Below are 26,068 nucleotides of genomic sequence, written 5' to 3' on the forward strand. Positions count from 1 at the left end.
ATCATCGGCGCGTCGAACCGGACATGCCGGGCGTCGGTTCGACGCGCGGAGTAGATTGGTGGCATGACTGTGAACGAGCGCTTCCAACCTTCCGCCATGGACCTGATCCGCGCGGGTCTGCAGGATCTTGACACCGCGCGTGACCTGTTCGGCAAACTCAAATCGAACGGCATAGACGACGACCGGTTGGGCGTGGTACTCGCCTCACTGTCGAAGGCATGCGACCCCGATGTCGCGCTCACCAACCTCGTCTCCATCGTCAACGTCGCGGTCAGCCGCGGCGACGACATCGACGGCATCATGCCCGACCGGCAATCCTTCGAACGGCTCGTCACCGTGCTCGGCGTCTCCGACGCGATGGGCAAGCTCATGCGCTTCCATCCCGATCTCGTCCAGGCGGCGTCGACCGACGCGGACAACACCTACCTGTACAACCATGCGCAACGCCGCGCATCCATGCTCACGGCGATCGGCGCCGATCCCGACGAAGCGGATGCTCCCGTGTCCACCATGGAACTCGCCGATTCGGCCACGGCATTGCGTGGCACGTACTACCGTCATCTCGCGGCGATCATGGCGCAGGACGCCACGGCCACCGATCCGTGCATCATCCAGCCCACCATCAGCCGCGAACTGTCCGATCTGGCGGACAGCGCGTTGGAGGGCGCGTTGGCCATCGCCCGCCATGAGGTCGAAGGCAGCGAACATGTGCGTTTCGCCATCATCGGCATGGGTAAGCTCGGAGCGCAGGAACTCAATTACGTGTCCGACGTCGACCTCATCTACGCGGTGGAACCCGCCGACGAGGAGACCGGCAGCCAGGAACTGTTCCGTATCGGCACCAAAATGGCCACCACCCTACAACGCGTATGCCAGTCCGTGATCATGGGCGTCGCCGCCCCAGCCCTGTGGCAGATCGACGGCGGATTGCGCCCGGAAGGCAAGGACGGCCCGCTGGTGCGCACCGTCGAATCGCATAAGGGCTATTACGAGCAGTGGGCGGAGAACTGGGAGTTCCAAGCGCTGCTCAAAGCCAGGCCCGTGGCCGGCGACCGCGCTCTCGGCAAGGAATACTTGGATATGACCAGACCGTTCGTATGGTCGGCGTCCAAGCGTGACAATTTCGTCTACGACTGCCAGCAGATGCGCAAACGTGTCGAGAATCTCATCGCCGCGCCGCTCAAGGACCGGGAGATCAAGCTCGGCAGGGGAGGCCTACGCGACGTGGAGTTCACCGTGCAGATGCTGCAGCTCGTGCATGGCCGATCCGACGAGAGCCTGCGCACGCGTTCCACCCTCGAATCGTTGCGTCGGCTGTCCGACGGCGGCTACGTGTCACGCAAGCAGGCGGCGAGACTCGCCGCGGACTACCGGTTCGAACGCGTGCTGGAACATCGCCAGCAGATGTGGGCGTTGAAACGCACGCACCTGTTCCCGGATCTTGGTTCCGCGAATCTCGGCGGGCTTGAACGCAAACGTGACATCAACGTGGACGAGCTCAGCCGCAATCAGGAGCTGCGCCGTGTGGCACGCGCCTTCCGCCTGCACCCCGAGGAGCTCGTGGAACGTTATGACGAGACGCGCCGCGAGGTACGTCACCTGCATCTCGACATCTACTACCGCCCGATGCTGCCCATCAGCGCCCAACTCGACGAGGATCAGGTGCAGCTGACCACCCAGGCCGCCGAGGAACGCTTCTCGTCCATCGGTTTCGGTGATCCGCAGTCCGCCATGCGCCATGTGGCGGCGCTCACCGCTGGCATCAGCAGGGCGGCGAAGATCAACCGCATCATCCTGCCGGCCGTGCTCGAATGGCTGGGCGAAGGCCAGAACCCCGACATGGGTTTGCTGAACTGGCGCAAACTGGAGGAGCATTTCGGTTCGGACAGCGACTATCTCGGCTTCCTGCGCGACTCCACGTCGGCGGCGCAACGACTGTGCCATGTGTTGTCGAATTCGCGGTTCCTGGGCGATGCGCTCAACAAGTCGGTCGAATCCGTCACCTGGATGGGCGAGGATAACGAGCTGGAATGCCGCACGAGGGCGAGCCTCGACGTGCAATGCAATTCCTCGCTCGAACGCAACGCTTGGGATATCAACGATTTCGCCACATCCATGCGTGCCATGCGCCGCCATGAGATCGAGCGCATCGGTTTGGGATGGATGAGCGGCGTCATCGGTGACGAGGTCAGTCTGCACGGCATGACCGACGTGTACGACGCGATCATCGACACGGCGTTGCGCTGGTCGATCCGCCATCAGATGTCGGATTCCGGTCTTGACGAGCCGCCCGCCGTGATAAGCGTGATCGGCATGGGCCGGTACGGCGGCGGCGAGGTGAACTTCAGTTCGGATGCGGACGTGATCATCATCTACCGTCCGGCCGATGGCGTGGACGATGATGCGGCGTTCGCTTTCGCGCGCAAGGTGCAGGAGGGCCTGCGGGCCATCCTGCAAGGGCCGACCACCATCGAGCCGAAGATCGAACTGGATATGGATCTGCGCCCCGAAGGTAAGAACGGTCCGCTGGTGCGCTCCTACGCATCCTGCGAGGAGTACTACCGATCCTGGGCCAGCACGTGGGAGCATCAGGCGCTGCTGAGGGCGCGGTACGCGGCGGGGGACGAACGTCTCGCCGAGGATTTCCTGCGCAATATCGCCGACCCGCTGCGCTACCCGAACGCCGACCTGACCGAAACGCAGCTCGGCGAGATCCGCAAGCTCAAGGCGCGTATGGAAGCCGAACGTCTGCCGCGCGGCGTGCGTAGGGAGCGTCATCTCAAGCTCGGCAAGGGCGGCCTGTCCGATATCGAATGGACCGTGCAGCTCATGCAGCTGAGGCATGCCGGTGACCATGAGAGCCTGCGCGTCAATTCCACGCTTCCCGCTTTGGATGAACTCGAACGGCTCGGCATCGTGGATTCGGCCGATGCCGCCGTGCTGCGCAAGGCCTGGCGCATGTGCACCGCCGCCCGCAACGGCAACTATCTGTGGTCCGGGCGCGTGGCCCAGGCGGACATTCTGCCCGACGACATCTATTCACTGGGCGGCATCGCCGTGTATCTCGGCTATGACGCGAACCGCGGGCAGCATTTCGAGAACGACCTGCTCGCCATGATGCGCAGAAGCCGTGATGTGACGGAACGTCTGTTCTACGGACGCGAATAGGGGATACGCCGGGGAGTGCGCGATGCGCGTCTTCCGGGCTTGCGGGGTGGCCTGCGGGGGTATGGGTGCCCGCGCCCGGAGACGCGCGTCGCGGCGGCATGGCGATGATTCCGGTGCGAACACGCGGGCGCCGCCGTGGGTCAGTGGCTCGCCCTATAGTTGGCTAGGTCACTTCGAGTGGCCACCTTCAACCACAAGTTGCATGAAAGGTGAGCCGTTGTCTTCAGAACTCGAACCGGCGATCGAAACGCCGATGGTCGGTAAAAGCGTTATCACTCTTGATGATCTTTCGATCCGACAGATCCGGGAGCTTCTTCATAAAGCGCAATACATTGATTCTCATCGTAAGGAAGTGGCGCACACCTGCGAAGGCAGGGTGCTCGCCACTTTGTTTTATGAGCCGAGCACACGCACCCGCCTGAGCTTCGAAACCGCCATGCTGCGTCTGGGCGGCAAGGTCATCGGCTTCGCCGGGGCCCAGCTCGCATCCGTGACCAAGGGCGAAACCATCGCCGACACCCTGAAGACCGTCTCCAACTATGTGGATGTCGTCGCCATCCGTCATCCGAAGGAGGGAGCCGCGCTCGTGGCTTCCCGCGCCGCCTCCGTGCCGGTCATCAACGCCGGCGACGGCGGCCATATGCACCCGACGCAGACGCTGGCCGATCTGGCCACCCTGCAGTCCCGTTTCGGCCGTGTGACCAATCTGACCGTCGGCCTGTGCGGCGATCTGACCTTCGGGCGCACCGTGCACTCCCTGATCGAGACGCTATGCCGCTTCGGCAACGTGAACTTCGTGCTGATCAGCCCCGACGAGCTCAAGACCCCGCGCTACGTGCTCGACCGTATCGACGCGACGCCGTCCTGTTCCTACACCGAGGTCAAGGACCTCGTCTCCGTCATCGGCGATCTTGATGTGCTGTACATGACCCGTGTGCAGAAGGAACGTTTCTTCAACGAGGATGATTATCTGCGCCTGCGCGACACCTACATTCTCGACGAGGCCAAGATGGCGAAGGCCAAGCCCGATATGGCCGTGCTGCACCCGCTGCCGCGCGTGAACGAAATCGCCGTCGAAGTCGACGACGACCCGCGAGCAGCCTATTTCGAGCAGGTCAAGAACGGCATGCTCATGCGCATGGCGTTGGAAAGCTCGGTGGTCGGCGACGAACTGCCGGGATACGAACCGTTGGAAGCCAAGGAGGTACAGGCCTGATGGAAGTCACCAGCATTCAGAACGGCATCATCATCGATCACGTGCCGGCCGGCACCGCGCTCAAGGTGCTCGACTATTTGAAAATCGACCCGTCGAAGACCAAGCTCGCGTTGATCATGAACACCGACAGCCACCTGTACGGCACCAAGGACATCATCAAGATCGAGGACGAAACCGAATCCATCGACCTTGACGTGCTGGGCTTGGTGGCCCGCACCGCCACCGTCGGCATTGTGCGCGGCGGCAGGATCGTCGAGAAGAAGAAACCGACGCTGCCCGAGCATGTGGTGAACATCATCAAGTGCGTGAACCCGCGTTGCGTGACCACCACCGAACCCGCCGTGCAGATGTTCCACCTGGTGCATTCCGACCGTCAGGAATACCGTTGCGATTACTGCGACGAGGAAGCGAAGTTCTGACAGCATGGCCATCACCCTCCACGACATCACGGTCTGGGACACCGGTGAGACGATCGATCTCATCGTCGACGATTCCGCCGATGCGCTGACCGAGCAGCCGCTCGCCGAGAACATCGACGCCACCGGGCTCACCCTCGCTCCCGGCTTCGCCGACCCCCACGTGCATTTCCGCGATCCGGGCCAAACCTACAAGGAATCCATGGTCTCCGGCTGTGCGGCATCCGCGTCCGGCGGATACACGAACGTGCTCATCATGCCCAACACCGTACCCGCCATGGACGGCGAGACGCTTGCCGATCCCGAAGCCCCCGGCGCGAAGGAAGTGCTGGATGCGGGCTATGACAACGTCATCGACTACCTGCAGCACTACGAGGCCGTGCACGGCGTCAAGCTGCCGGTGAACTACGACCTGTGCGTGTGCGCGTCCAAGGGCCGTGTGGGCCGTGAAGCCACCGAAGTGGCCAAATGGCGCAGGTACATGCCGGGCGAGGATACGGCGAATAAGGACGCATACCAGCTTGCGCATCCTGTCACCGCCATCAGCGACGACGGTTCGGCCACCACGCCCGAGATCCTCGATCAGGTGCTGGCCAACGCCAAGGAGTCGGGCCTGTACCTCATCGAACACTGCGAACACCATGACACGGGCGCGGTCAACGAAGGGCCCGTGTCGCGTGAACTTGGCGTGCCCGGCATTCCCGAGGACACCGAGCTCAACATCGTCGCGCGTGATATCGAGAAGGTGCGTGAAACCGGCGTCCACGTGCATTTCCAGCATGTGAGCACCGCGATCTCTTTCGAGGCGATCCGCGCCGCCAAGGCCAAAGGGTTGCCGGTCACCTGCGAGACCGCGCCGCATTACATCGCACTGAATGACGAGGCGCTGCTCAAGTACGGCACGCTCGCCAAGATGAATCCGCCGCTGCGCAGCGAAGCCGACCGCAAGGCCACCATCGAGGCCATTGCGGACGGCACCGTCGACATGCTGGCCACCGATCACGCGCCGCACACCCTCGACGAGAAGCGGCTCGGCTTCCTCGAAGCGCCCAACGGCATCATCGGGCTCGAATGCGCGTACGGCGTGTGCCACAAGGTGCTGGTGGATGGCGGCTATATTTCCGACAAGCGCCTGATCGAACTGATGGCCGGCGAGCCGATGAAGCTCATGGGACGCACGCCCACCGACATCACCGCACTGCTCGACGAGCAGCAGGGTGCGGTCGGCGGGACCAAGCGCGTGCTGGACCTGCGTAAGTGCGACGACGCCGCGCGGATCGGCCTGGCCGTGCTTAACACGGCCGAACAGTGGACCGTCGACCCGGAACGTTTCCACTCCAAGGCCCGCAACACCCCGTTCGGCGGATGGCAGGTTTCCGGCCGCCCGCTCGCGACCATCATCGGCACGTCCCTGGCGTTCAGCCGACTGTAACCACCACCGAAAGCACCAGCGAAAGGAAAGAATATGGATCGCCTCATCGAAGCGATTAACACGACGCAGAACCCCAGCGTCGTCGGCCTCGACCCGACGGAAGCGCTCGTGCCGGCCCAAGTGGTGGCATCCTTCGCCGACGAGGTCCGGGAATCCGTCGAAAGCGAGGAGGAACTGCAGGCCGCCCAGCTTGCCGTCGCCTACTACGAGTTCAACCGCACCATCATCGACGCCGTCGCGGGCATCGTCCCCGCGGTCAAACCTCAGATCGCCATGTATGAGGCGCTCGGCCCCGCGGGCGTGGACGTGTACGCCATGACCTGCGAGTACGCGCGCGAACGCGGCCTGTACGTGCTGGCCGATGTCAAGCGTGGCGACATCGGTTCGACCGCCGCCGCCTACGCCCGCATGCTCACCGGCGTGGGGGAGCATGACCCGTGGAGCATCGACGCGGTCACCGTCAACCCGTATCTCGGTACCGATGGCATCACGCCGTTCGTCGACGCCGCCACCGAAGCCGACAAGGATCTGTTCGTGCTGGTGCGCACCTCCAACCCGTCCTCCAGCGAGCTGCAGATGCTCGACTTGGCCGACGGCAAGAAGGTTTACGAGCATGTCGCCGATCTGGTCGAAGGCTGGGGAGCCGAAACAATCGGCAAGTACGGTTATTCGCGTGTTGGCGCGGTCGTCGGCGCCACCCACTCCGAGGAAGGCAAGGCGTTGCGCAAGCGCATGCCGCACACGTTCTTCCTCGTGCCGGGGTACGGTGCGCAGGGCGGCACCGCGGCCGACGTTCGCGGCATGTTCGATGCCGACGGTTCCGGCGCGATCGTCAACTCGTCGCGTGGCATCATCGGCGCATGGCGCAAGAGCGGCCAGTACAGCGAAGGCATGAGCGCCGATGAGGCGCTCGAACTGGTCGGTGAGAGCGCCCGTGCGGCGACCATCGACATGCGCGATAATCTGAGAGCAGTGCTGTAAGAGCAAGAGGAGATGAACATGACTTTCACCCGCACCTATGACGTGGTGGACGAGGCGGTCGCCGCAGGCTATTTCCCGCCGCGTCACCCTGTTGTCATCACCGCGATTGATGAGCTCGCCCCCGGAGTCGTCCGCATGGCGTTCCGCGATCCGTACATCGCCGAACATGCGCGTCCGGCCCAGTTCGTGAACCTGTTCACCGATGACGAGATGATGCTCATGCCGCGTCCGTTCGGCGTGAGCGAAGTGAACGGCGATGAGGTGAGCATCATCTTCGCCGTGGTCGGCAAGGGTACGGCGAACCTCGCCGCCAAGCAGGTCGGCGACAGCGTCGACGTGCTCGGCCCGTTGGGCATGCACCCCTTCAAGGTCAAGGATAAGGCGCATTACGTGCTGGTCGCCGGTGGCCTGGGCGTGCCGCCGCTGATCTGCGCCGCGCAGAAGCTGTATGATGCCGGCGAATCGAAGGTCACCGCCGTGTTCGGCTACCGTGACGTGAAGTTCGCGGACGACATCGTCGCGCCGTACGCGGACAACGTGCTGAGCATCGACAACGAGCATGGCAACGTCGTGACGCTGCTTGACCAGCTCGAATCCGAGAACGGCCTGATCGTGGACGGACTGGATACCGTGCTGCTCGTGTGCGGACCGCTGCCGATGATGAAGGCGGTGGCCGCCTGGGCCGCCAAGCGCGACCTGGCATGCCAGTTGAGCATGGAACAGCGCATGGGTTGCGGTTACGGCACCTGCGTGCTGTGCACCATCGACACCGTGGACGGCAGGCTCAAGGTCTGCTCCGACGGTCCGGTCTTCTCTCGCGAACAGTTGGGATGGGGTGAATGATATGACGGCGAACACGAACAGCAACGAGCACGTCAACCTGTACGAACCGCACGAGTGGAAGCATTCCACCAAGGTGGCCGGTGTGACTTGGAAGAACCCGGTGGGCACCGCCTCCGGCACGTTCCAGTACGCCGCCGTGCGCTGGTTCTACGATGTGAGCCAGCTTGGCGCCGTGTGCACCAAGGGCGTCTCCCCGGTGCCGTGGGAAGGTAATCCCAGCCCGCGTACCACCGAAGGCCCCGCCAGCAACCTCAATGCCGTCGGCCTGCAGAACCCGGGCGTCGACCATTATCTGGTCGACGATCTGCCCAAGCTCAAGAAGATCGGCGCGACCGTCATCGCCAACGTGGCCGGCCATTGCGACGAGGATTACTGCGAGGTTGTGGCCAAGCTCGCCGACTGCGACGCGGACATGCTGGAGATCAACGTCAGCTGCCCGAACGTGACGCACGGCGGCATGAGCGTGGGCACCGATCCGGTCGCCCTTTCCAAGCTCATGGACAAGCTGCGCCCGATGACCGACAAGCCGATGATCGTCAAGCTCACGCCGAACGTCACCGATATCACCGCTCCGGCCCGCTCGGCCGTCGAGCATGGCGCCGACGCGCTGAGCATGATCAACACGTTGCTGGGCATGAGGCTGAACATCAAGACCGGCGAGCCGATCATCGCCAATCGTACCGGCGGCGTGTCCGGCCCGGCTGTGCTGCCTGTGGGCATCGCTGCCGTTTATCGCGTGCGCACCGTGCTGCCTGAGGTGCCGATTATCGGCATCGGCGGCATCGACACCGGCGAGAAGGCGTTGGAATACCTGTACGCCGGTGCCAATGCGGTCGAGGTCGGCGCTGCGGCCCTGTTCGACCCGGTCGCTCCGCTGCGTGTGGCGCGCGAGCTTGACGATCTGCTTGACGATCGTCCGGAGCTTGCGGCCAAGCTCGCCGCCGGGCAGACCTGGCGCTAAGAGTCCGATGGGCATCTGGCGGGAGACGGGTACATATGGCATGCCGACTCCCGCCGGATGCCGAGGCATATTTGAGTTTTCGATACAGAAACGGGAAAGGAAAGCAATGGCTGAATCCCTCGATATTCGTTTTACACAGTTCCTGTTGGAATCCAAGGCGTTGAAGTTCGGCGAGTTCACGCTGAAGTCCGGCCGCAAGTCCCCGTATTTCATCAACGCCGGCGCGTTCAACGACGGCAGGAAGATCGCGACGCTCGGCGCGTTCTACGCGGAGAAGATCGCCAGCGAGATCGAAGCGGGCAACCTGCCGAAGGACATCGACACCGTGTTCGGTCCGGCCTACAAGGGCATTCCGTTGGGCGTCTCCACCGCTATCAGCCTCACGTCGGGCCATGGCATGGAGATCGGCTACACCTTCGACCGCAAAGAGAAGAAGGATCACGGCGACGGCGGCATGATGGTCGGCACCCAGCTGACCGACGGCATGAAGGTGCTGCTCGTCGACGATGTGATGACCGCCGGCACCGCGGTGCGTGAGGTCATCCCGAAGCTCAAGGCCGAGGCCGATGTCGAGGTCGTGGGTCTGGTGTTGAGCGTGGACCGTATGGAGAAGACCAAGGATTCCGACACTTCCGCGGTCAAGGCCGTCGAAGCCGAGTTCGGTTTCCCGGTGTTCGCCATCGCGAACGTGAAGGAGATCTTCGAAGCCGGCCAGCATATCGAAACCGCCGATGGCACCGCGTATGTGACGCCGGAGATCGCCGCTGCCGCCGACGAGTATCTCGCCCGCTACGGCGCCTGATTCCCTTCCCGCGTTTTCGCGGGGCGGGGGAGCGGGCGTAACGTTATGCCCCAAACGATGAAGGGGGATTCCCATTCGGGAATCCCCTTGTACTATCCGCTGCCATCCGCACGGATGTGCGGGAACGATGACGTTCAGTCGATCAGGTTGTAGCCGTGATCGGTGACCACCGACTTGAGTTTCTCCAGATAGCTTTCCGCCGCGGTCGACAGTTTCGCACGCTCGTTGGTGATCCAGCCGACCAGCATGGTCTCGTCGGAATCCAACGGCACGGTGACGATCTTCTCGTTGTTGAGGTCGCCGTTGTCGATGCCGGTGCACACCGTGTAGCCGTTCAGGCCGATGATGAAGTTCAGGATCGTGGCGCGGTCGGTCACGTTGATCTGCTTGGGGGAGTAGTCGGGCCATACGGCCTCCTCCGCGAAGTAGAAGCTGCCGTCCTCGCCCTGCTCGTATTGGATGAATGGGAACGGTTTGAGATCCTTCATCGTGATGAGTTTCTTCATGGCGAGCGGATTGTCGCGGGAGATGAACACGTGCAGCGGGGCGCGGAACAGCGGATGGAATTCCAGGTGCTTCTCGCGCAGCAGCTTGCCGATGACGTCCTTGTTGAAGTCGGACAGGTAGATGATGCCCAGATCGGAGCGCATGTTGGCGACGGAGTCGATGATGTCGCGCGTGCGGGTCTCGCGGATCGTGAACTCGTATTCGTCGGAACGGATCGAATTGATCATCTCCACGAACGCTTCCACGGCGAACATGTAATGCTGCGTCGAGACGGTGCACAGCTGCTTGCGCGGCTTGGCGTTCTTGTACCGTTCCTCGAGCAGGGACGCCTGATCGAGGACCTGGCGCGCGTAGGTGAGGAATTCCGCGCCGTCCACGGTCAGCGCGATGCCTTGGGAGGAGCGGGTGAAGATCTCGATGCCGAGCTCCTTCTCCAGTTCCTTGACGGATGAGCTCAGCGCGGGCTGTGATACGTACAGTTCGTGGGAGGCCTCGTTCATCGAACCGCATTCGACGATTTTGACGATGTATTTCAACTGCAGGAGAGTCATAAGCTCAGGTTAGAACCAAGTCATGACGCTGTCCGTCGCCTTATAACCGTGTGTCTACATAGTGGAATCGACAGATGTTGACGGCTCTGCAGCTGGGCGAAACGGGTTGATCGGTGCGGATGACTTGAACGTGCCGAGGCTCCTCTCATTGGAACAACGCTTCGTTGCGCAGAACCGGCGCATCAGCCACCTGAGAACGCATGATCGGCGCACCCCTCGGTTGTTGGATTGATCGGTTTCCTTACTCAATATAGACGTTACGGGGCTTTTCGCCATGTATCCAGATACGGGTATAAGGCTGTGCGTTGGCATTATGGTGGGAGAAAAGGAGACGTGCCGTGGAAACAACTATCGAGTTGAGTCGCTGGACGGGGATGGAACCAGAGATCCGTGAGTTTCTCAGCAAGCCCCAACCCAGGCAGATGAGCTTCTATTTCAACACGACGGACAAGTTGGCTCGTGTCATCAAGGATGAGATGGGCTACCAGGGGCTTAACGAATCGGAACTTGCCAATAAGGCCGGCGTCGAGGGCGGCGTGATCGAATCCCTGATCACCGAGGGGAAAGCGGATGTCGCCAATACATTCAAGGTGCTTAACACGTTGGGCATCAAGGTGTTGGCGCTGCCGGCGGGGTACGTCAGGTGAAGGAGCTCCACGCATGGCTTGCGTGTTAAAGGGCGGCTGTAGATGACGAATCTTGATGATCTTACGATTCTTGAACGGACGGAACGGTACGTCGGCTACGCGCTTGATTGCGCACGCACCCCAACCGGCATGACCGGCGCCGCCGGAGCCGGGCGGGCCCTCCGCATTGCGGGTCGGCTGTACGTGCCCGCCGAACTGCTCACCATCCCCGATGCAGGTCACGGTTTCTCGGGAACTGACTTCACCACCTCCTGCAACGCCGCCGCCACTTTCGTGCTCAACGCCACGGCGCTCGCCGCATAACGTCGTTTCGAGAGCTCGGCGATGGGCGGTTCGGCCACATCCTGCACCACCTGCAGTCTGCGATTCGACAGCGGGCACATGGTCAGTGCCACCTGCTCGTCGGCAAGACGTTTCACCAGCGCAGCATCGTCGATTGCACGCACGCCATGGTCGATATGCTCGGCATGCACCGCGCCGCACGGAATCGGCCCGACGTTGATGCCATAATCCTCACATGGGGATTCCCGTCGTATGACGTGATACCATGTCGGATAGTTAGATAGCTGTCTAACTAATAAAATATTCGATTCGCATGGCAGACAAGCAGACAAGGAGGAATTTTGGCAGGGGAGGGATTCAAGGCGCTCGCCGACCCCACGCGCCGCCGCATACTGGAACTGTTACGCGATGGCGACATGACGGCGGGGGAGCTGGCCGAACACTTCAACATGAGCAAGCCGTCGATCAGCCACCATCTGGCCACGCTCAAAGCGGCCGGACTGGTATTGGACGAACGGCACGGGCAGAACATCATCTACAGTCTCAACACCACCGTCATGCAGGATCTCATCGGATGGTTCATGGGATTCCTGGGCGGCGATGATACCGGCACCGGCACGAACACGAACACTGGTGCCGACATCGACAGCGGCACCAAAGACAACAACAACACGAACGGCAACAAGCACGGCACCGCTCCAGTGGAACAGCGGGACGACAAGGAGAATGGTCATGAACAGCGCCAATAACACGAATGGGAACGCTTCCGGTCGGGGCACGGCACCGATCAGCCGCCGAATCTGGATAATACTGGCAGTGCTCTGCGTGGCCAACATCATCGCCCACCTCGCCCTGTTCGGCAGGCTCCCCGAACAGGTGCCGACGCATTGGGGCGCCGACGGGTCGGTCAACGGATACGGGCCACGCGCCATGACACTGATCCTCGACATACTGCCACTCGTCCTTCTGGGCCTCTTCCGCATCATCCCGGGCATGGACCCCAAAGGCGAAAGCTACGGGAAAGCAGGCGGCCTCTACCGTGGATTCGTCATTGCGTTCACGCTCATCATGTGCGGCATGACCTGGCTCACCGAGATCACGGTATTCGGCCTGATCCCCACCAAAGGCGGCCCGGTCGGCCTCATCGTCTCCGTGGCGCTGGGCGCACTGTTCATCGGGCTGGGCAACTATCTGCCCCGCATGAGGCAGAACTACACCTTCGGCATCCGCACCCCCTGGGCGCTCGCGGACGAGAACAACTGGAACCGTACGCAACGTTTCGGCGGAGCCGTATTCATGGTGATGGGCGCGCTGATTGCCATAGCTGGCATCATCGGCTTCCTCCTTCCCATAAACGATGGGGTGATGGTCGGCCTCATCGTCGCCATCGCCTTGCTGGGAACGCTCGCCATGTGCGGATACAGCTACCTGCTGTTCGCCCGCAGCCGGGGCGGCAAACAAGGCGGCAACGCCCGCGCCGCGGATGGCGGCAACGCCCGCTGAAACCGATTCAAAAGGCGCTGTTCCGGCCCGCACCATGCTCGATCATGGCGCGGGCCGCCCGCGATTCATGACCTCTTATTGGCTCGCGCCGTTGGTAGTCTGAGGTGGTTTGACCATTGAATCAGGGAGACGATTTGAGAACGGTGAAGGAGCTGTTGCGCCACGTCGGCGAGTTCAGGAGGGCATCCATCGTGACCCCTCTGTGGATGATCGCCGAAGTATGCTGCGAAATGATCATTCCGTTGCTGATGGCGACGTTGATCGACGACGGTGTTGAACGGGGCGATATGGGTGTGATCGAACGCACGGCGGCCATCATGGTCGGCGTGGCCTTGATCGGCCTGCTCGCAGGATGCATGGGATCGGTGTTCGGCTCGCGCGCGGCGACCGGATTCGCCCGCAACCTGCGTCAGGACCAATACGACGCCATCCAGACGTTCTCCTTCTCGAATATCGACAAGTTCTCCACGCCCAGCCTCATGACCCGACTGACCACGGACGTGATGAACATCCAGAACGCCTACATGATGATCCTGCGCATGGTGCCGCGTGCCTTCTCCAGTCTCATCATCGCCATGTGCATGGCGTTCCTCGTTTCCGGTGCCATGGCGTCGATCTTTCTGGGCGCCGTGGTGGTGCTCGGCGTCGTGCTCGGCTTCCTGATGAGCCGCGCCTCCGTCCACTTCCGTCAGGCGTTCCCGCAATACGATGCGATGAACGAATCCGTGGAGGAGAACGTCACCGCCATGCGCGCCGTCAAGGCCTTCAATCGTGAGACCATGCAAACCAAGGTGTTCAAGGGCACGTCGAAACGCATCTACAGCATCTTCATCAAAGCCGAGCTCATCCTGTCCGCCGTCGACCCGGTGATCGAAGCGACCATCTGGACATGCATGCTGCTCATCAGCTGGATCGGCGCGCATCTGATCGTGCAGGACCAGCTCACCACGGGCGATCTGGCATCGCTGCTCATGTATTGCATGAACATCCTTATGAGCCTGGTCATGCTGTCCATGACGATCGTGATGATCACCATGTCGACGGCCAGCGCCAAACGCATCGGCGAAGTGCTCACCGAAAAGGACGACATGACCGCCGCGGCCGATCCCGTCAAGCAGGTCAAGGACGGTTCCATCGAATTCAGTCACGTGGACTTCGCCTACCCGGAGGCAGGCTTCTCGGCCAACGATCCCACGGCGAAGAAACGCATGGAGGCCGCCGCGGCCCTGAACGGCAAAGTGCGCAAAAACGTGCTGTCCGATATCAATCTCAGCATTCCCGCAGGCGCCGTGGTGGGTGTCATCGGCGGTACCGGTTCCGCCAAGAGCACGCTCGTCAACCTCATTCCGAGACTGTACGACGTGACCGCCGGCAGCCTGAAGGTTGGCGGCGTGGACGTGCGCGACTATGATCGCACCGTGCTGCGCGACAAGGTCTCCGTCGTACTGCAGAACAACGTGCTGTTCAGCGGCACCATCCTGAGCAACATGCGTTGGGGTAATCCCAACGCCACCATCGACGACTGCAAACGCGCCTGCGACATCGCCTGCGCCAGCGACTTCGTGGAAAGCCTGCCGCAAGGCTATGAGGCTCCCGTCGAACAGGGCGGGCAGAACTTCTCCGGCGGCCAGAAGCAGCGCCTGTGCATCGCCCGCGCACTGCTCAAGGATCCGAAGGTGCTGATCCTGGACGATTCCACATCCGCGGTCGACACAGCCACCGACGCACGCATCCGCAGCTCCTTCGCCGCATATCTGCCGGACGTCACGAAGATCATCATCGCGCAGCGCATCTCCAGCGTACGTGACGCCGACATGATCGTGGTGCTTGATGACGGCCGCATCTCCGGCGTGGGCACGCATGACGAGCTGGTCGCGTCGAATGACATCTACCGGGGCATCTACGAACTGCAGTCGCAGGGCGGCGGCGACTTCGACGAGGCCGCCATGGCTGCCGATACGGTCAAGACGCCAGCCGCGACCGACGCTGCCACCGATGCAACCGCAACCGACGGAAAGGAGGATCGCTGATGCCGGGACCACATCCGAAGATGAAGGGCGCCAAGCCTGAACTGGAACATCCGATGCGCATCTTCCTGCGTCTGATGAAATTCGTGTTCAAGGAGTACGGCGTGCAATACACGTTCGTCATCCTGTTCACCCTGATGACGATCTTCGCGCAGGTCAAATGCAACCTGTTCTTCCAGACGTTGATCGACGACTACATCACGCCGATGCTCACTTCCGGTGTCCATGATTTCGGTCCGCTGCTGACCGCGGTGCTGCATATGGCGCTGTTGTTCGGCTTCGGCGGCGTCACCGCATTCGCCGGCAGCTCGATCCTCAAGGCGTTCGTCACGCAAGGGTTCATGCGGCGCCTGCGCGACCGCATGTTCGCCCACATGCAGAAGCTGCCGCTCGGCTACTTCGACCGCAATACGCGCGGCGACGTGATGAGCCTGTACACCAACGACATCGATACGTTGCGCCAGCTGGTCTCCCAGTCGGTGCCGCAGATCATCAACTCCATATTCACCATCGTGATGGTGTTCTGCAGCATGGTGTACCTGAGTGTGCCGCTGACCCTGGTCGTGCTGGCGGTGAGCGCGGTGATGGTTTGGATCACGAAGATCCTCACCGGCAAATCCGGCACCTATTTCACTAGGCAGCAGAAGTCCGTCGGCAAGCTCAATGGGTACGTGGAGGAGATGGTGAGCGGTCAGAAGGTCGTCAAGGTCTTCACTCACGAGCAGGCCGCGAAGGATGATTTCCGCAAGCTCAACGGCGAACTGTTCGACGCCTCCGACAAGGCGAACCGGTTCTCCGGCTTCCTCGGCCCGATCAACAACCAACTCGGTTACGTGGCGTACGTGCTGTGTGCGCTTGTGGGCGGCTGGCTCGCGATCACCGGGCGCACCGGCCTGACATTGGGCGCGCTGGTCAGCTTCCTGACCTTCGTGAAGAGCTTCACCATGCCGATCAGCGAAGTGAGCCAGCAGCTCAACTCCATCGTCATGGGTCTGGCGGGTGCCGACCGTATCTTCAGGATGATGGACGAGCCCGAGGAGATCGACGAGGGTGCCGTCACCTTGGTCAACGTGCGCCGCGACGCGGACGGCACGCTATGCGAATCCGGACGACGCACCGACCTGTGGGGTTGGAAGGATACGCGAACCGGTGACATCCGGCCCATGCGCGGCGACATCCGTCTCGACGACGTGACCTTCAGCTACGTGCCGGGCAAGGTGATCCTGCATGACATGTCGATGTTCGCCAAGCCCGGTCAGAAGATCGCGCTGGTCGGCTCCACAGGCGCGGGCAAAACCACCATCACCAACCTGATCACCCGCTTCTACGACATCGATTCCGGCCGGATCACCTATGACGGCATCAACGTGACGCATATCCGCAAGGGCGATCTGCGCCGTTCGCTCGGCATGGTGTTGCAGGATACGCACCTGTTCTCCGGTTCGATCATGGAGAACATCCGTTTCGGCCGTCTCGACGCGACCGATGAAGAGGTCATCGCCGCGGCCAAACTCGCCAACGCCGACTCGTTCATCGAGAAACTGCCGAATGGCTACGATACGCAGCTTTCCGCGGATGGCGAGTCCCTGAGCCAGGGGCAGCGCCAGATGCTGGCCATCGCGCGTGCGGCCGTGGCCGATCCGCCGGCGCTGATCCTCGACGAGGCCACCTCGTCGATCGACACCCGCACCGAGGCGCTCGTGCAGGAAGGCATGGACCAGTTGATGAAGGATCGCACCACGTTCGTGATCGCGCACCGACTGTCCACCATCCGCAACGCGAACTGCATCATGGTGATCGAGGCCGGCCGCATCATCGAACGCGGCACGCATGAGGAGCTCATTGCCCAGCAGGGCCGCTACTACACGCTCTACACCGGTCTGAAAGGCAAGGAGAACCGGTAACCGGGCGCGGCGGCAGGCGCGGCGAGAAACGAGAAAGGCGGGCGGCCATGCACATCGGATGCATGGCCGCCCGCCTTCGTATATATTCCGTGTATGTATATGGCGAACGCGCGGAGGGTCAGAACTTCAATCCCAAAGACTCCAGATCACGTCGCGCCTGATCGGCGTCGGTGAACCGGAACGCGCGGATGCCCACATTCTCGGCGCCCGTCACGTTCTTCGCCGTATCGTCGAAGAAGACGCATCGCCCGGCATCCAAGCCGAACCGCTGCAACGCCAGCTCGTAGAAGTCCGCGTTCGGCTTGAACTTCTTCTCCACGCCGGACACCACCGTGCCGTTCAGCAGCCGTTCGAGCTGCGGGAATTTCTCGAAGGCGAAATGGAACGTTTCGGACGACCAGTTCGTCAACCCCCATACGCCGTACCCGGCCTTGCGCAGATCGCCCAACAGTTCCTCCATGCCGGGGATCATGCGGGGCAGCGCGTCATCATAGCGGGCGATGTAATCCGCGAAGATGTCCGCAAGCTCCTTGCCCTGTTCGCACTCCACGTCCGGCAGCACTTGGGCGAGCAGTTCGCCGTGGTCCATGCGATCCTCATAGTCGAAGAAGCCGCACGGATCATCATCCGCGCAGATGCGGTCGACCAGTTCGGCGGGGTAGCGCCCCTCCAACGCGGCACGGCACTGCCAATCCAGCACGACGCCGCAGAAATCGAAGATTACATCGGTGATGGCGCAAGACGTGGAAGTCATCGGAACACCCTTCTGAACAACGGATATCAGCACCGTCAGTGTAACGTACCCGCCCGTCGGAGGAACCGTTCCGTCTCGCATATGCGGCATGCTGTGAAGGCCGGAAACGACAAGCGGAAGCGCAAGCGGGACCGCCGCCATGGCGTTGCGCACATGACGGCTGAATGACGGCACCGAGTGGAGGAAAGAGATGAAGCAACTGTTGAACGTTTCAAACCGAAGATCGACGGGAATCTGGGCGGCGTTGATCTTCCTGGTCGCCTTGAACCTGCGACCGGCCATCGCGGCGGGCGACATCATCCGTTCGTTTGCCGGCGAAACAGGGGTGTGGGCCGGTACCGTGATTTTCGCCTCGGCCATCGCGGTAGGCAACGTGCTGGTGCCGGTCGTCGCCAAACGCGACTATCCGAATCATGTCGCCATGGCGACGGGAGCCTATTCGGCATGCATCACCTGCGGTTCGGCGCTCGCGGGCCTTACGGCGTCGGCTATGGCCGAGGTGTGGGGAGGATGGCGGCATGCGCTGGCGTTCTGGGCGGTGCCGCCATTGCTGGTCGCACTGCTATGGAGTTGCAGAATCGTGCATTCGTGGCGTGCCATGGCGTTTGGGCGAACGCCTGAGGAGCCATTCGCCGTTCCGAGCGCTTCGAGCGTTTCGGACGCTTCGAGCGAAAAGCATGATATTGCGCACGCCGGAGAATCGATGGCCTCGTTGCTGCGCCGCCCGATGACGTGGTGGGTCACCCTGTTCATGGGCACCCAATCCTCGGCGTTCTACACCATGTCGAATTGGATGCCGAGCGTTTCCGAACATGCGGGGTTCAGCGCGACCGTCGCAGGTGTGCACCTGTTCGTATTCCAATCCATCGGTATCTTCTCCGGCCTGTTGATCCCCAAGCTCATGCATGTCCGAGGCAATCAGGTTTGCGCCGCTTTGACGTCGAGCGTTCCCATGGTCATTGCAGGCATCGGTATGATGGTTGCTCCCGTAGCCATGCCGGTATGGGCGTTCATCGGGGGAGCGGGGCAGGGCGCCTCGCTTGTGGTGGCGTTGGCGTTGATCGCCATGCGCGGACGTTCCGCCTCGGATACGGTTCGACTGTCCGGTTTGGCGCAGTCCGCAGGCTATCTGATCGCTTCGATGGGACCGCTGCTGTTCGGTGTGCTGTGCCAGCTGACCGGCAGCTATACGGTATCCCTTGCGGTCATGACCGCCATAGCCGTGGCGCAATGCGCCGTCGCGATGCTGGTCGGGCGGTCCGACGAATAGCGAACGTCTTATAGGAAAGGCGCCCGTCCAATCGAATCAAATCGAATCGGATGGGCGCCTTTCCTATGCTCCGCGTATGACTCGTATGCTTCAGAGGGCTTGACCGTTCATGGGTTTGGCGATGCTCAGCGAGCCGATGGTCGCGGTTTTCGCCTGCACGGAGAAGGCGTCGAGCAACGGTTTGCGGTAATCGGCGAGGACGCTGGGCAGTTCGGCGCTCGTGATGATGCGGGTCGGGTAGGGCATGCCCTTGGTGCTGGAGAGCAGGCGTTTGCGTCCGGTCAGTGCGCTCAGGTCGAAGCCTTCGCCGCAGAACACGATGATCGAGATGAACCGGTCGAGCGGTATGCCGGTGATGTGCGAGAGCGCTTGGAGATTTCTGACGTTCTCCGGCACGGGGTTGACCATGTCGCTGACGGGGCCGTTGATGCGTCCGTCCTTGCCCCATCCGGCACGCCAATGCATGTCCTGCGTATCGCCTTCGATGCGGTCGGCCATGGGTTCCTTCTCGTCGATGACGAACACGCCGTACGGTGAGACGATGACATGATCGAGCGTCGTAGTGATGGCGTGATCGCCTGAGGTTCCCGTGCCATTGGCGATCATCACCTCGTCGATGACATGGTAGTCGGCGGGCAGATTGCGCAGCATGGCCGTGATGCTTGCGGCGGCGCCTATGCGCGCGGCGTCGAAGGCGGTTCCGGCGGGTGATGGTGCGGTTGGAGCCATGGTCGCCGCAGCTGCGGCCGCAGGGGATGCGGCCACCGGGGATACGGATGCGGGGGAGTCGAGGCGCACGAAGCCGGGAGGCAGCGGCGTTGGGTTGCGGAGCGTGTTTTCGGGCAACGGTTCGGATTCCCTGTTGATCGGTGTGACGCCTTGGGTGTATCCGTTGAGCAGCGCGGAGGTGGTGTACGGGTCCGGACCGTTTGGGTCAGCGCCGAACCCGTGCGCGGCTTCATTGCCGTTCGCGCTTCCGGTCGCTCCGGAAAGCTTCCTGATGAGTCCTCTTCTGACGGATGGGTCGCGTTTGGAACGGCGCACGGCGGTGATGATCACGGTGACGATGGCATAGATGAACAGCAGATAGGGCACCTGATCCAACAGCAGGATCAAGCCCTTCAACAGGTAGAGGATGGTCTGCGAAATATCCATGTACGGTTTCTTCCCTCGAAATGATGTCAACGTTGACTACGTTTGCAATCATTGATTACGTTTGCACAACCGAGGCCAGTATATCGAAGAAACCCCTTGACGGCCACTTGCCGTCAAGGGGTGGGGAAGCTGGATGATGCCACGCCCGATAAGGCGGATGCGTCAGGAAATCAGTTCGTCGAACGCCTGCGGAATGGCGTCGATGACATCGGTGGCGATGATCGGATGCCCGATTGATGAGAAGCGCTGCTTCTCCGCATGGCCGTACAGTTCGGGCCTATGCCAGCCGCGCTGCTCCGAACCGGATGCCACCGCCGCGGCGAGACCATGCATGTACGCGGCCGCGGCGGCGATCTCGGGCACGAACGACGGGTTGGCGGACAGTGTGCCGTCCTGTTGGGCGAGCAATGCGCCGAGCATGCCGGCGAGCACGTCGCCGGCGCCGGCGGTGCCCAGCCAAGCCGGTGCCCGTCCGGAAAGGATAACGCGGGTGCCGTCCTCGCCGTCCTCGCCGACCACGATGGTGACGGCTCCCTTGAGCAGTACGGTCGCGCCGGTCAGCTTGTGGGCCATCGTCGCATAACGCAGCGGTTCGGCCTGCACGTCGCCCGCATCGATCGTCCCGCCGTGGGCGTCATCGTCATCCGCGTCGCCGCCGTTCAGACGGTTCAGCAGACGTGCCAGCTCGCCGGCATGCGGGGTGATGACCACCTGCGGCGGCACATGGTCGGGCAGCAGATCCAACGCACCCGCGTCCACCGCGATGGGCGGCATGGCCAGGGCGTCGGACGCATCACGCTCGGTGTCGTCCGTGCCATCCGTGCTGTTCGCGTCGCCGGGCAGCGCGTAATGACGCAGCAACGCTTCGATGGTTTCACGTTGGATGTCCTTGCCGTCCGCGTCGTCGCCGGAAGGCACGCCGGATCCCACGACCCAGGACTGCACATGCCCCTTGCCGATCACCGCCTCGGGCAGTGCGGACAACACCATGTCCTGCGCGCGCTGCGGGCCCATGTATCGCACCATGCCCGTGTCGGTCCGGGCTGCGGCCTTCGCGGTCAGGACGGCGGCTCCGGGGTAGCGGGTGGAACCGGTCACCAATCCGACCACGCCACGAGAATACTTGCCGTCCGAAAGGTGCGGCAGACGAATCGCATCCGCCACGAAATCACCATCCGTCATCTCGACGGCGGGGACGGTCCCGTCGATGTCGAAACCGAAATCGACCAGAACCAGCTTGCCGCAGGCGTACGAGGCGGGCGGCACCATCGCGCACGGTTTCATCGCGCCGAACATGACCGTCACGTCGGCGGGAATGTACGCGCCGGGCAGTGAACCATCGTTCACGCCCACGCCGGAAGGCGTATCGACCGCGACCACCAGCGGCAGGTCGGCGGAAGGCTCGTTGTTGGGCAACGCCGGGCGGTCCGGCAGTCGTGACGTCAAACCGAGGGAGGCCGCGATGGTACCGGGGATGCCGCGCAGCGCCCCGGCCACGCCGATGCCGGTCATCGCGTCGAGGATCACATGCGAACCTTGCGCGTATTCGACCGCGGCCTGCAGACGTTCGCCGGCCTCACCGGCGGAGAACCCGGTGGCGCACCCGAGGATGTCGGCGTTCGGGTCGAGCACCAGCACACGACCACCGGCATGCACGAACGCGGCGAACGCCGCATCATGCAGGGAACGTCCCGTCGCGATCGCGGTGACCTGCGCGCCTTCCCTGGCCAGTATGGCTCCGGCGTACAATCCGTCGCCGCCATTGTCGCCAGCTCCCACGAGCACGGCGATGCGGGCGTCCTCCACGGCGAGATCCTCATCATCGAGCAGCGTCATCGTCACCTGCGCCGCAGCCGAAGCGGCCATGCGCATCAGCGGCGTGCCATCGTCGAGCAACGGACGTTCCATATCGCGCACGGTGTCGGAATCGTAGGCGCTATACAGCAGCATTTGCAGGCGGTCAGCATCATTGGCGGTGTCCATGGAATCCTCCCCTTCCGAGACGTATTTAGAACACACTGTAGTACATGCGCCGATACGGGAACGCCCGATGCGGCCATGGCGCGGGGCCGGCCGTATCGGGCGTTGCTCGTATGGGTGTATCGGTTCGGGTTATTCGCCCCAAACCTCTTCGGCGATGGAACGCACGAGGGCGATCTTGGCCCACTGTTGCTCCTCGGTGAGCTTGTTGCCCTCCTCGGTGGAGGCGAAACCGCACTGGGTGGACAGGCATAGGCGCTCCAGCGGCACATACTGCGCGGCTTCGGCGATACGGGCCTTGATGGCCTCCGGATCCTCAAGTTCGGGCCTCTTGGAGGTGACGAGGCCGAGCACGACCTGCTTGTCGCCGGACACTTCGGCCAACGGCGCGAAATCACCGGAACGATCATCATCGAACTCCAGATAGTAGGCGTTCACGTTCTCCTCGCCGAACAGCTTGGCGGCGACCGGGGCGTACCCGCCGGACGACAGCCAGGCGGAATGGAAGTTGCCACGGCAGATATGGGTGTTGATCGCCAGATCGTCGGGCTGGTCCGCGATCACCGCGTTGATCACGTCGAGATTCTCCTGCTGCAGGCGGGCCGCGTCCTCGTCGCTCCAGCCGAGACGTTCGCGCACGCTCCTGTCGCACAGGCGAGTCCACGTGCAGTCGTCGAACTGCACGTTACGGCAGCCGGCGGCATACAGGTCGGCGATGACCTGACGGTACGCGGCCACGATATCCGCGGTCAGCTCGTCATCATCCTTGTAATACTCGTCGTACGGGTAGGCGGTCTTGTTGCCGGTGAGCACGAAACGGGTCTGCGCGGGGGGAGGGCATGGTCTGGCGGGCCACGGTGTTCCCGTCCTCGAACTGCTTGACGAACTTGAAATGCTCGACGAACGGATGGTCATGACCGTCCAGTTTGCCGGTCACGGTGGCGGTGTCTGCGGGGGTGACCTCGTCATGGAAGGCGACGCGATGCGCGGCGGCGACATGATCCACACCGTTGAAGCCCCACATGAAATCGAAATGCCACCAACCGCGGCGGAACTCGCCGTCGGTGATGACATGCAGGCCGGCGGCCTTCTGCTTGGCGACGAGCTCGGTGATGAGCCTATCCTCGACGGCCTTCAGGCCGGCGGCGTCGATGATGCCCGCGGCGAAATCGGCGCGGGCCTGCTTAAGCTCGGCCGGACGCAGATAGGAGCCGACCACATCGGCACGGAACGGCGCGTTCTTGGAATATGCCATGATTCTCCTTTGGCTGTTGACTTGCGATTGGCAATCGGATTGACGAAACCTACAGTATGGTACCCCGAGATTCGCGAATGCGACGCGAGCATACCGAAAGGTACGGGACGCGCCTATACTGGGCCGCGATCCACAGGAACGCACAGGCGGGAACGAAACGAGGGTCGCATGCGATGTCGGACGAACAGTATGAGGCGCAAGGCGGGAAGGCACGGAACACACAGAAGAACACCGACGCCAAACCACACAGAACACTCCTGCCGTACCTGATGGTCTCCGCCACGCAGACCCTCGTCGAATTCGGCTCCTTCACCATCCTGTATCTCCTCGCCGTGCCCTCGACGGCGGCCAACGCCGTCGCCATCGTGCTGTCCGCGTCCTACAACTTCCTCCTGAACCGCAACGTGACGTTCAAATCATCCAGCAACTTCACGCGCAGCGTCGCACTGTTCATCCTCCTATGGATATGGAACTACCTCTTCGGCTCCACCATGCTCACCTGGCTGCCGGCAACCCTCGGCTGGAACGCGATCGTGGTGAAGTTCCTCACCATGGGATGCCAGTTCGCATGGGGCTACCCGCTGTGCAAGCACGTCATCTTCCGTTGAACGCGGCGTAACACGGCCGGCGGCGAACCCGAACCCGCTCCCGCAGCGCAACACACCCGGCACTGGACTTCAAGTACTCGAAGTTCTTAGAGTGCAAACCATGGGCAACACAGCAAGCACCTGGCACACGATCCGACAAGCCTCGATGATCTCCGGCCTGCCGGAAACCACACTGCGCTACTACGAACAGATCGGCATCATCAAACCGATCACCCGCGACCCCAGCTCAGGGCACCGCATGTACTCGGACGACGACCTGCAATCGCTGATCACCATCTCCTGCCTATCCGCGACCGGCATGCCATTGAACGCCATGCGCGAATACCTCGCCAACGTCGTCGACGGGCCGGAAGGCGCTCGCAGGCAGGTGGAACTGCTGGACGAGCAGGCGTTGCGTTTGGCGGCCAAAGCCGAAAGCATCCGCATGCAGCAAGCCTATGTGTCGTTCAAAACCCTGTATTGGAGGGCTATTGCGGAGGGGCGCAGCGACGAGGCGGAACGGCTGCTGGCCGAGAACCGCGACATCGTCGACGCGGTCAAACGCCAGCAACACGAGCCGTCGGGCGTCTGACCGGCGGTCATGCAGTCATACGGTCATACGGCCGTCCGGTCATATAGCCGTCCGGCCGCATGATTCAATCGATCCCATACATCATCACCGATTCACCGATTCCATATCCACCAATGAAGGAGTGACCCATGAAGTCAGCAATCTACAAGGACATCAAAACCATGGCCTGTGAAGAGAGGCCCGAACCAGTCCTCATCGAAACCGACGACGCGATCATCCGCGTGGTGCGCGCCTGCGTGTGCGGATCCGACCTGTGGTTCTTCCGCGACGGCCGTGAAGCCGACACCCAGACCGGTCACGAGGCCATCGGCGTGGTCGAATCCGTCGGCGCCGACGTCACCATCGCCAAGTCCGGCGATTTCGTGATCGTGCCGTTCCCGTACTCCTGCGGCGAATGCCCGGTATGCAAGGCCGGATTCGAATCGTCCTGCCCGCACGGCGGCTACTTCGGCGATGAGGGTCTGGGTTGCCAGGCCGAATACCTGCGCGTGCCCCACGCCAACGGTACGCTCGTCGTGGTGCCCGGCGACGTGAAGACCTTCTCCGACGAGAAGCTCGCCGACCTGCTCGCCCTGTCCGATGTGATGCCGACCGGCTACCATGCGGCCGCATCCGCCGAGGTCAAGCCCGGCGACACCGCCGTGGTGTTCGGCGACGGCGCGGTGGGCCTGTGCGGAGTGCTGTCCGCCAAGATCCGCGGAGCCAAGCGCATCATCGCCATGAGCCGTCACGCCGACCGTCAGGCGTTGGCCCGTGAATTCGGCGCCACCGACATCGTCGAGGAGCGTGGCGACGAGGCCGTGGCCCGCATCATGGAAATGACCGACGGTTACGGTGCGGACGCCGTGCTCGAATGCGTGGGCTCCGCGCTGTCCAACGACACCGCCATGAAGGTCGCCCGCTGCGGCGCCATCGTCGGCCGCGTCGGCCTGCCCCACGGCGTCGAAGCGGACGTCCCCGGCCTGTTCTACCGCAACGTCGGCCTGCGCGGCGGTCCTGCACCGGTGCGCCACTACGACACCGAAGTCGACCACCTGCTCGAACTCGTGCTCAAGGGCGATATCCACCCCGGCCGCGTGTTCACCGCCGAATTCACCCTCGACGACATCCAGGCCGCATACGATGCGATGGATCGTCGCGAAACCATCAAGTCCCTGCTGCGCGTCAGCGAGGTCTGAGCCGCGGACTGACCGCGATCCGCGGAAACGACGGGAATACGCCCGAACCCGTTTCAC

The 26,068-nt window shown here is 62.5% G+C and carries 23 protein-coding genes and 1 pseudogene; 18 read left to right on the forward strand and 6 right to left on the reverse strand.

The annotated features are described in order from the left end of the window. Window positions 1-63: 63 nt before the first annotated feature. From BUB29_RS01910 to pyrE, 8 genes are all read left to right on the forward strand, one after another. Complete coding sequence (locus BUB29_RS01910; protein WP_033522904.1) at window positions 64-3,168, forward strand: bifunctional [glutamine synthetase] adenylyltransferase/[glutamine synthetase]-adenylyl-L-tyrosine phosphorylase; 3,105 nt, start codon at window positions 64-66, stop codon at window positions 3,166-3,168. Between the two features lie 253 nt (window positions 3,169-3,421). Next, the gene (gene pyrB, locus BUB29_RS01915; RefSeq protein ID WP_173552571.1) at window positions 3,422-4,384 is read left to right on the forward strand and encodes an aspartate carbamoyltransferase; all 963 of its coding nucleotides are present in this window, start codon (window positions 3,422-3,424) and stop codon (window positions 4,382-4,384) included. Further along, complete coding sequence (locus BUB29_RS01920; protein WP_033522902.1) at window positions 4,384-4,803, forward strand: aspartate carbamoyltransferase regulatory subunit; 420 nt, start codon at window positions 4,384-4,386, stop codon at window positions 4,801-4,803. Before pyrB ends, BUB29_RS01920 begins: the two co-directional genes overlap by 1 nt. A gap of 4 nt (window positions 4,804-4,807) precedes the next feature. Continuing rightward, window positions 4,808-6,232 (forward strand): dihydroorotase, encoded by a 1,425-nt coding sequence (locus BUB29_RS01925; protein ID WP_033522901.1) that lies wholly within the window; start codon window positions 4,808-4,810, stop codon window positions 6,230-6,232. 33 nt (window positions 6,233-6,265) lie between these two features. Beyond that, complete coding sequence (gene pyrF / locus BUB29_RS01930) at window positions 6,266-7,213, forward strand: orotidine-5'-phosphate decarboxylase (protein WP_033522900.1); 948 nt, start codon at window positions 6,266-6,268, stop codon at window positions 7,211-7,213. Between the two features lie 18 nt (window positions 7,214-7,231). Beyond that, on the forward strand, window positions 7,232-8,056 hold the full coding sequence (locus BUB29_RS01935) for a dihydroorotate dehydrogenase electron transfer subunit (protein WP_033522899.1): 825 nt from the start codon (window positions 7,232-7,234) through the stop codon (window positions 8,054-8,056). Window position 8,057: 1 nt separating this feature from the next. Then, window positions 8,058-9,017 (forward strand): dihydroorotate dehydrogenase, encoded by a 960-nt coding sequence (locus tag BUB29_RS01940; RefSeq protein WP_033522898.1) that lies wholly within the window; start codon window positions 8,058-8,060, stop codon window positions 9,015-9,017. A 106-nt stretch (window positions 9,018-9,123) separates the two neighbouring features. Then, window positions 9,124-9,819, forward strand: coding sequence for an orotate phosphoribosyltransferase (gene pyrE, locus BUB29_RS01945; RefSeq protein WP_033522897.1), 696 nt, complete (start codon window positions 9,124-9,126; stop codon window positions 9,817-9,819). 134 nt (window positions 9,820-9,953) lie between these two features. Here pyrE and BUB29_RS01950 read toward each other — a convergent pair whose 3' ends face one another. Continuing rightward, window positions 9,954-10,877, reverse strand: coding sequence for a LysR family transcriptional regulator (locus tag BUB29_RS01950; RefSeq protein ID WP_033522896.1), 924 nt, complete (start codon window positions 10,875-10,877; stop codon window positions 9,954-9,956). A gap of 338 nt (window positions 10,878-11,215) precedes the next feature. Here BUB29_RS01950 and BUB29_RS01955 point away from each other — a divergent pair, with 338 nt between their 5' ends. Then, window positions 11,216-11,524, forward strand: coding sequence for a hypothetical protein (locus BUB29_RS01955; protein WP_033522895.1), 309 nt, complete (start codon window positions 11,216-11,218; stop codon window positions 11,522-11,524). A gap of 42 nt (window positions 11,525-11,566) precedes the next feature. Then, complete coding sequence (locus BUB29_RS09625; RefSeq protein ID WP_143155123.1) at window positions 11,567-11,827, forward strand: hypothetical protein; 261 nt, start codon at window positions 11,567-11,569, stop codon at window positions 11,825-11,827. Here BUB29_RS09625 and BUB29_RS10275 read toward each other — a convergent pair. After that, the gene (locus BUB29_RS10275; protein WP_033522894.1) at window positions 11,743-11,997 is read right to left on the reverse strand and encodes a hypothetical protein; all 255 of its coding nucleotides are present in this window, start codon (window positions 11,995-11,997) and stop codon (window positions 11,743-11,745) included. The genes BUB29_RS09625 and BUB29_RS10275 overlap by 85 nt on opposite strands. A gap of 150 nt (window positions 11,998-12,147) precedes the next feature. On the opposite strand from BUB29_RS10275, the gene BUB29_RS10240 reads away from it, so the two are divergent. From BUB29_RS10240 to BUB29_RS01980, 4 genes are all read left to right on the forward strand, one after another. Then, window positions 12,148-12,555 (forward strand): autorepressor SdpR family transcription factor, encoded by a 408-nt coding sequence (locus BUB29_RS10240; protein WP_081888412.1) that lies wholly within the window; start codon window positions 12,148-12,150, stop codon window positions 12,553-12,555. Next, on the forward strand, window positions 12,539-13,309 hold the full coding sequence (locus BUB29_RS01970) for an SdpI family protein (RefSeq protein WP_051915053.1): 771 nt from the start codon (window positions 12,539-12,541) through the stop codon (window positions 13,307-13,309). Before BUB29_RS10240 ends, BUB29_RS01970 begins: the two co-directional genes overlap by 17 nt. A 143-nt stretch (window positions 13,310-13,452) precedes the next feature. After that, complete coding sequence (locus BUB29_RS01975; RefSeq protein WP_033522893.1) at window positions 13,453-15,339, forward strand: ABC transporter ATP-binding protein; 1,887 nt, start codon at window positions 13,453-13,455, stop codon at window positions 15,337-15,339. Then, a complete protein-coding gene (locus BUB29_RS01980) occupies window positions 15,339-17,240 on the forward strand; it encodes an ABC transporter ATP-binding protein (RefSeq protein ID WP_033522892.1) in 1,902 nt (633 codons plus the stop codon). The genes BUB29_RS01975 and BUB29_RS01980 overlap by 1 nt, the downstream gene beginning before the upstream one ends. Before the next feature lie 118 nt (window positions 17,241-17,358). On the opposite strand, the gene BUB29_RS01985 is transcribed toward BUB29_RS01980, so the two are convergent. Then, the gene (locus BUB29_RS01985) at window positions 17,359-17,994 is read right to left on the reverse strand and encodes an HAD family hydrolase (protein ID WP_033522891.1); all 636 of its coding nucleotides are present in this window, start codon (window positions 17,992-17,994) and stop codon (window positions 17,359-17,361) included. 190 nt (window positions 17,995-18,184) lie between these two features. Between BUB29_RS01985 and BUB29_RS01990 the strand changes: the two genes are divergently transcribed. Next, on the forward strand, window positions 18,185-19,264 hold the full coding sequence (locus BUB29_RS01990; protein WP_033522890.1) for an MFS transporter: 1,080 nt from the start codon (window positions 18,185-18,187) through the stop codon (window positions 19,262-19,264). Between the two features lie 90 nt (window positions 19,265-19,354). On the opposite strand, the gene BUB29_RS01995 is transcribed toward BUB29_RS01990, so the two are convergent. From BUB29_RS01995 to BUB29_RS10245, 3 genes and pseudogenes are all read right to left on the reverse strand, one after another. Continuing rightward, window positions 19,355-20,419 (reverse strand): nuclease-related domain-containing protein, encoded by a 1,065-nt coding sequence (locus tag BUB29_RS01995; protein ID WP_033522889.1) that lies wholly within the window; start codon window positions 20,417-20,419, stop codon window positions 19,355-19,357. 162 nt (window positions 20,420-20,581) lie between these two features. Continuing rightward, window positions 20,582-22,402, reverse strand: coding sequence for a bifunctional ADP-dependent NAD(P)H-hydrate dehydratase/NAD(P)H-hydrate epimerase (locus tag BUB29_RS02000; protein WP_033522888.1), 1,821 nt, complete (start codon window positions 22,400-22,402; stop codon window positions 20,582-20,584). Window positions 22,403-22,531: 129 nt separating this feature from the next. Further along, window positions 22,532-23,654 (reverse strand): annotated as a pseudogene (locus BUB29_RS10245) (5-methyltetrahydropteroyltriglutamate--homocysteine S-methyltransferase). A gap of 173 nt (window positions 23,655-23,827) precedes the next feature. Here BUB29_RS10245 and BUB29_RS02010 point away from each other — a divergent pair. The 3 genes from BUB29_RS02010 (at window position 23,828) to BUB29_RS02020 (ending at window position 26,011) form a co-directional block, all read left to right on the forward strand. Then, window positions 23,828-24,262 (forward strand): GtrA family protein, encoded by a 435-nt coding sequence (locus tag BUB29_RS02010; RefSeq protein WP_033522887.1) that lies wholly within the window; start codon window positions 23,828-23,830, stop codon window positions 24,260-24,262. A 100-nt stretch (window positions 24,263-24,362) separates the two neighbouring features. After that, on the forward strand, window positions 24,363-24,833 hold the full coding sequence (locus tag BUB29_RS02015; protein ID WP_073117557.1) for a MerR family transcriptional regulator: 471 nt from the start codon (window positions 24,363-24,365) through the stop codon (window positions 24,831-24,833). A gap of 128 nt (window positions 24,834-24,961) precedes the next feature. Further along, window positions 24,962-26,011, forward strand: a complete 1,050-nt coding sequence (locus tag BUB29_RS02020; RefSeq protein WP_033522885.1) for a zinc-dependent alcohol dehydrogenase family protein — start codon at window positions 24,962-24,964, stop codon at window positions 26,009-26,011. Window positions 26,012-26,068 lie beyond the last annotated feature (57 nt).

The organism is Bifidobacterium merycicum DSM 6492, assembly GCF_900129045.1.
Lineage (GTDB): Bacteria > Actinomycetota > Actinomycetes > Actinomycetales > Bifidobacteriaceae > Bifidobacterium > Bifidobacterium merycicum.

What these genes read in the sequence shown, in the direction of transcription:
- BUB29_RS01910 (WP_033522904.1), top strand. Translation starts at nt 64, where the DNA reads ATGACTGTGAACGAGCGCTTCCAACCTTCCGCCATGGACCTGATCCGC.
- pyrB (WP_173552571.1), top strand. Translation starts at nt 3,422, where the DNA reads ATGGTCGGTAAAAGCGTTATCACTCTTGATGATCTTTCGATCCGACAG.
- BUB29_RS01920 (WP_033522902.1), top strand. Translation starts at nt 4,384, where the DNA reads ATGGAAGTCACCAGCATTCAGAACGGCATCATCATCGATCACGTGCCG.
- BUB29_RS01925 (WP_033522901.1), top strand. Translation starts at nt 4,808, where the DNA reads ATGGCCATCACCCTCCACGACATCACGGTCTGGGACACCGGTGAGACG.
- pyrF (WP_033522900.1), top strand. Translation starts at nt 6,266, where the DNA reads ATGGATCGCCTCATCGAAGCGATTAACACGACGCAGAACCCCAGCGTC.
- BUB29_RS01935 (WP_033522899.1), top strand. Translation starts at nt 7,232, where the DNA reads ATGACTTTCACCCGCACCTATGACGTGGTGGACGAGGCGGTCGCCGCA.
- BUB29_RS01940 (WP_033522898.1), top strand. Translation starts at nt 8,058, where the DNA reads ATGACGGCGAACACGAACAGCAACGAGCACGTCAACCTGTACGAACCG.
- pyrE (WP_033522897.1), top strand. Translation starts at nt 9,124, where the DNA reads ATGGCTGAATCCCTCGATATTCGTTTTACACAGTTCCTGTTGGAATCC.
- BUB29_RS01950 (WP_033522896.1), bottom strand. Translation starts at nt 10,877, where the DNA reads ATGACTCTCCTGCAGTTGAAATACATCGTCAAAATCGTCGAATGCGGT.
- BUB29_RS09625 (WP_143155123.1), top strand. Translation starts at nt 11,567, where the DNA reads ATGACGAATCTTGATGATCTTACGATTCTTGAACGGACGGAACGGTAC.
- BUB29_RS01970 (WP_051915053.1), top strand. Translation starts at nt 12,539, where the DNA reads ATGAACAGCGCCAATAACACGAATGGGAACGCTTCCGGTCGGGGCACG.
- BUB29_RS01980 (WP_033522892.1), top strand. Translation starts at nt 15,339, where the DNA reads ATGCCGGGACCACATCCGAAGATGAAGGGCGCCAAGCCTGAACTGGAA.
- BUB29_RS01985 (WP_033522891.1), bottom strand. Translation starts at nt 17,994, where the DNA reads ATGACTTCCACGTCTTGCGCCATCACCGATGTAATCTTCGATTTCTGC.
- BUB29_RS01990 (WP_033522890.1), top strand. Translation starts at nt 18,185, where the DNA reads ATGAAGCAACTGTTGAACGTTTCAAACCGAAGATCGACGGGAATCTGG.
- BUB29_RS01995 (WP_033522889.1), bottom strand. Translation starts at nt 20,419, where the DNA reads ATGGATATTTCGCAGACCATCCTCTACCTGTTGAAGGGCTTGATCCTG.
- BUB29_RS02000 (WP_033522888.1), bottom strand. Translation starts at nt 22,402, where the DNA reads ATGGACACCGCCAATGATGCTGACCGCCTGCAAATGCTGCTGTATAGC.
- BUB29_RS02010 (WP_033522887.1), top strand. Translation starts at nt 23,828, where the DNA reads ATGTCGGACGAACAGTATGAGGCGCAAGGCGGGAAGGCACGGAACACA.
- BUB29_RS02015 (WP_073117557.1), top strand. Translation starts at nt 24,363, where the DNA reads ATGGGCAACACAGCAAGCACCTGGCACACGATCCGACAAGCCTCGATG.
- BUB29_RS02020 (WP_033522885.1), top strand. Translation starts at nt 24,962, where the DNA reads ATGAAGTCAGCAATCTACAAGGACATCAAAACCATGGCCTGTGAAGAG.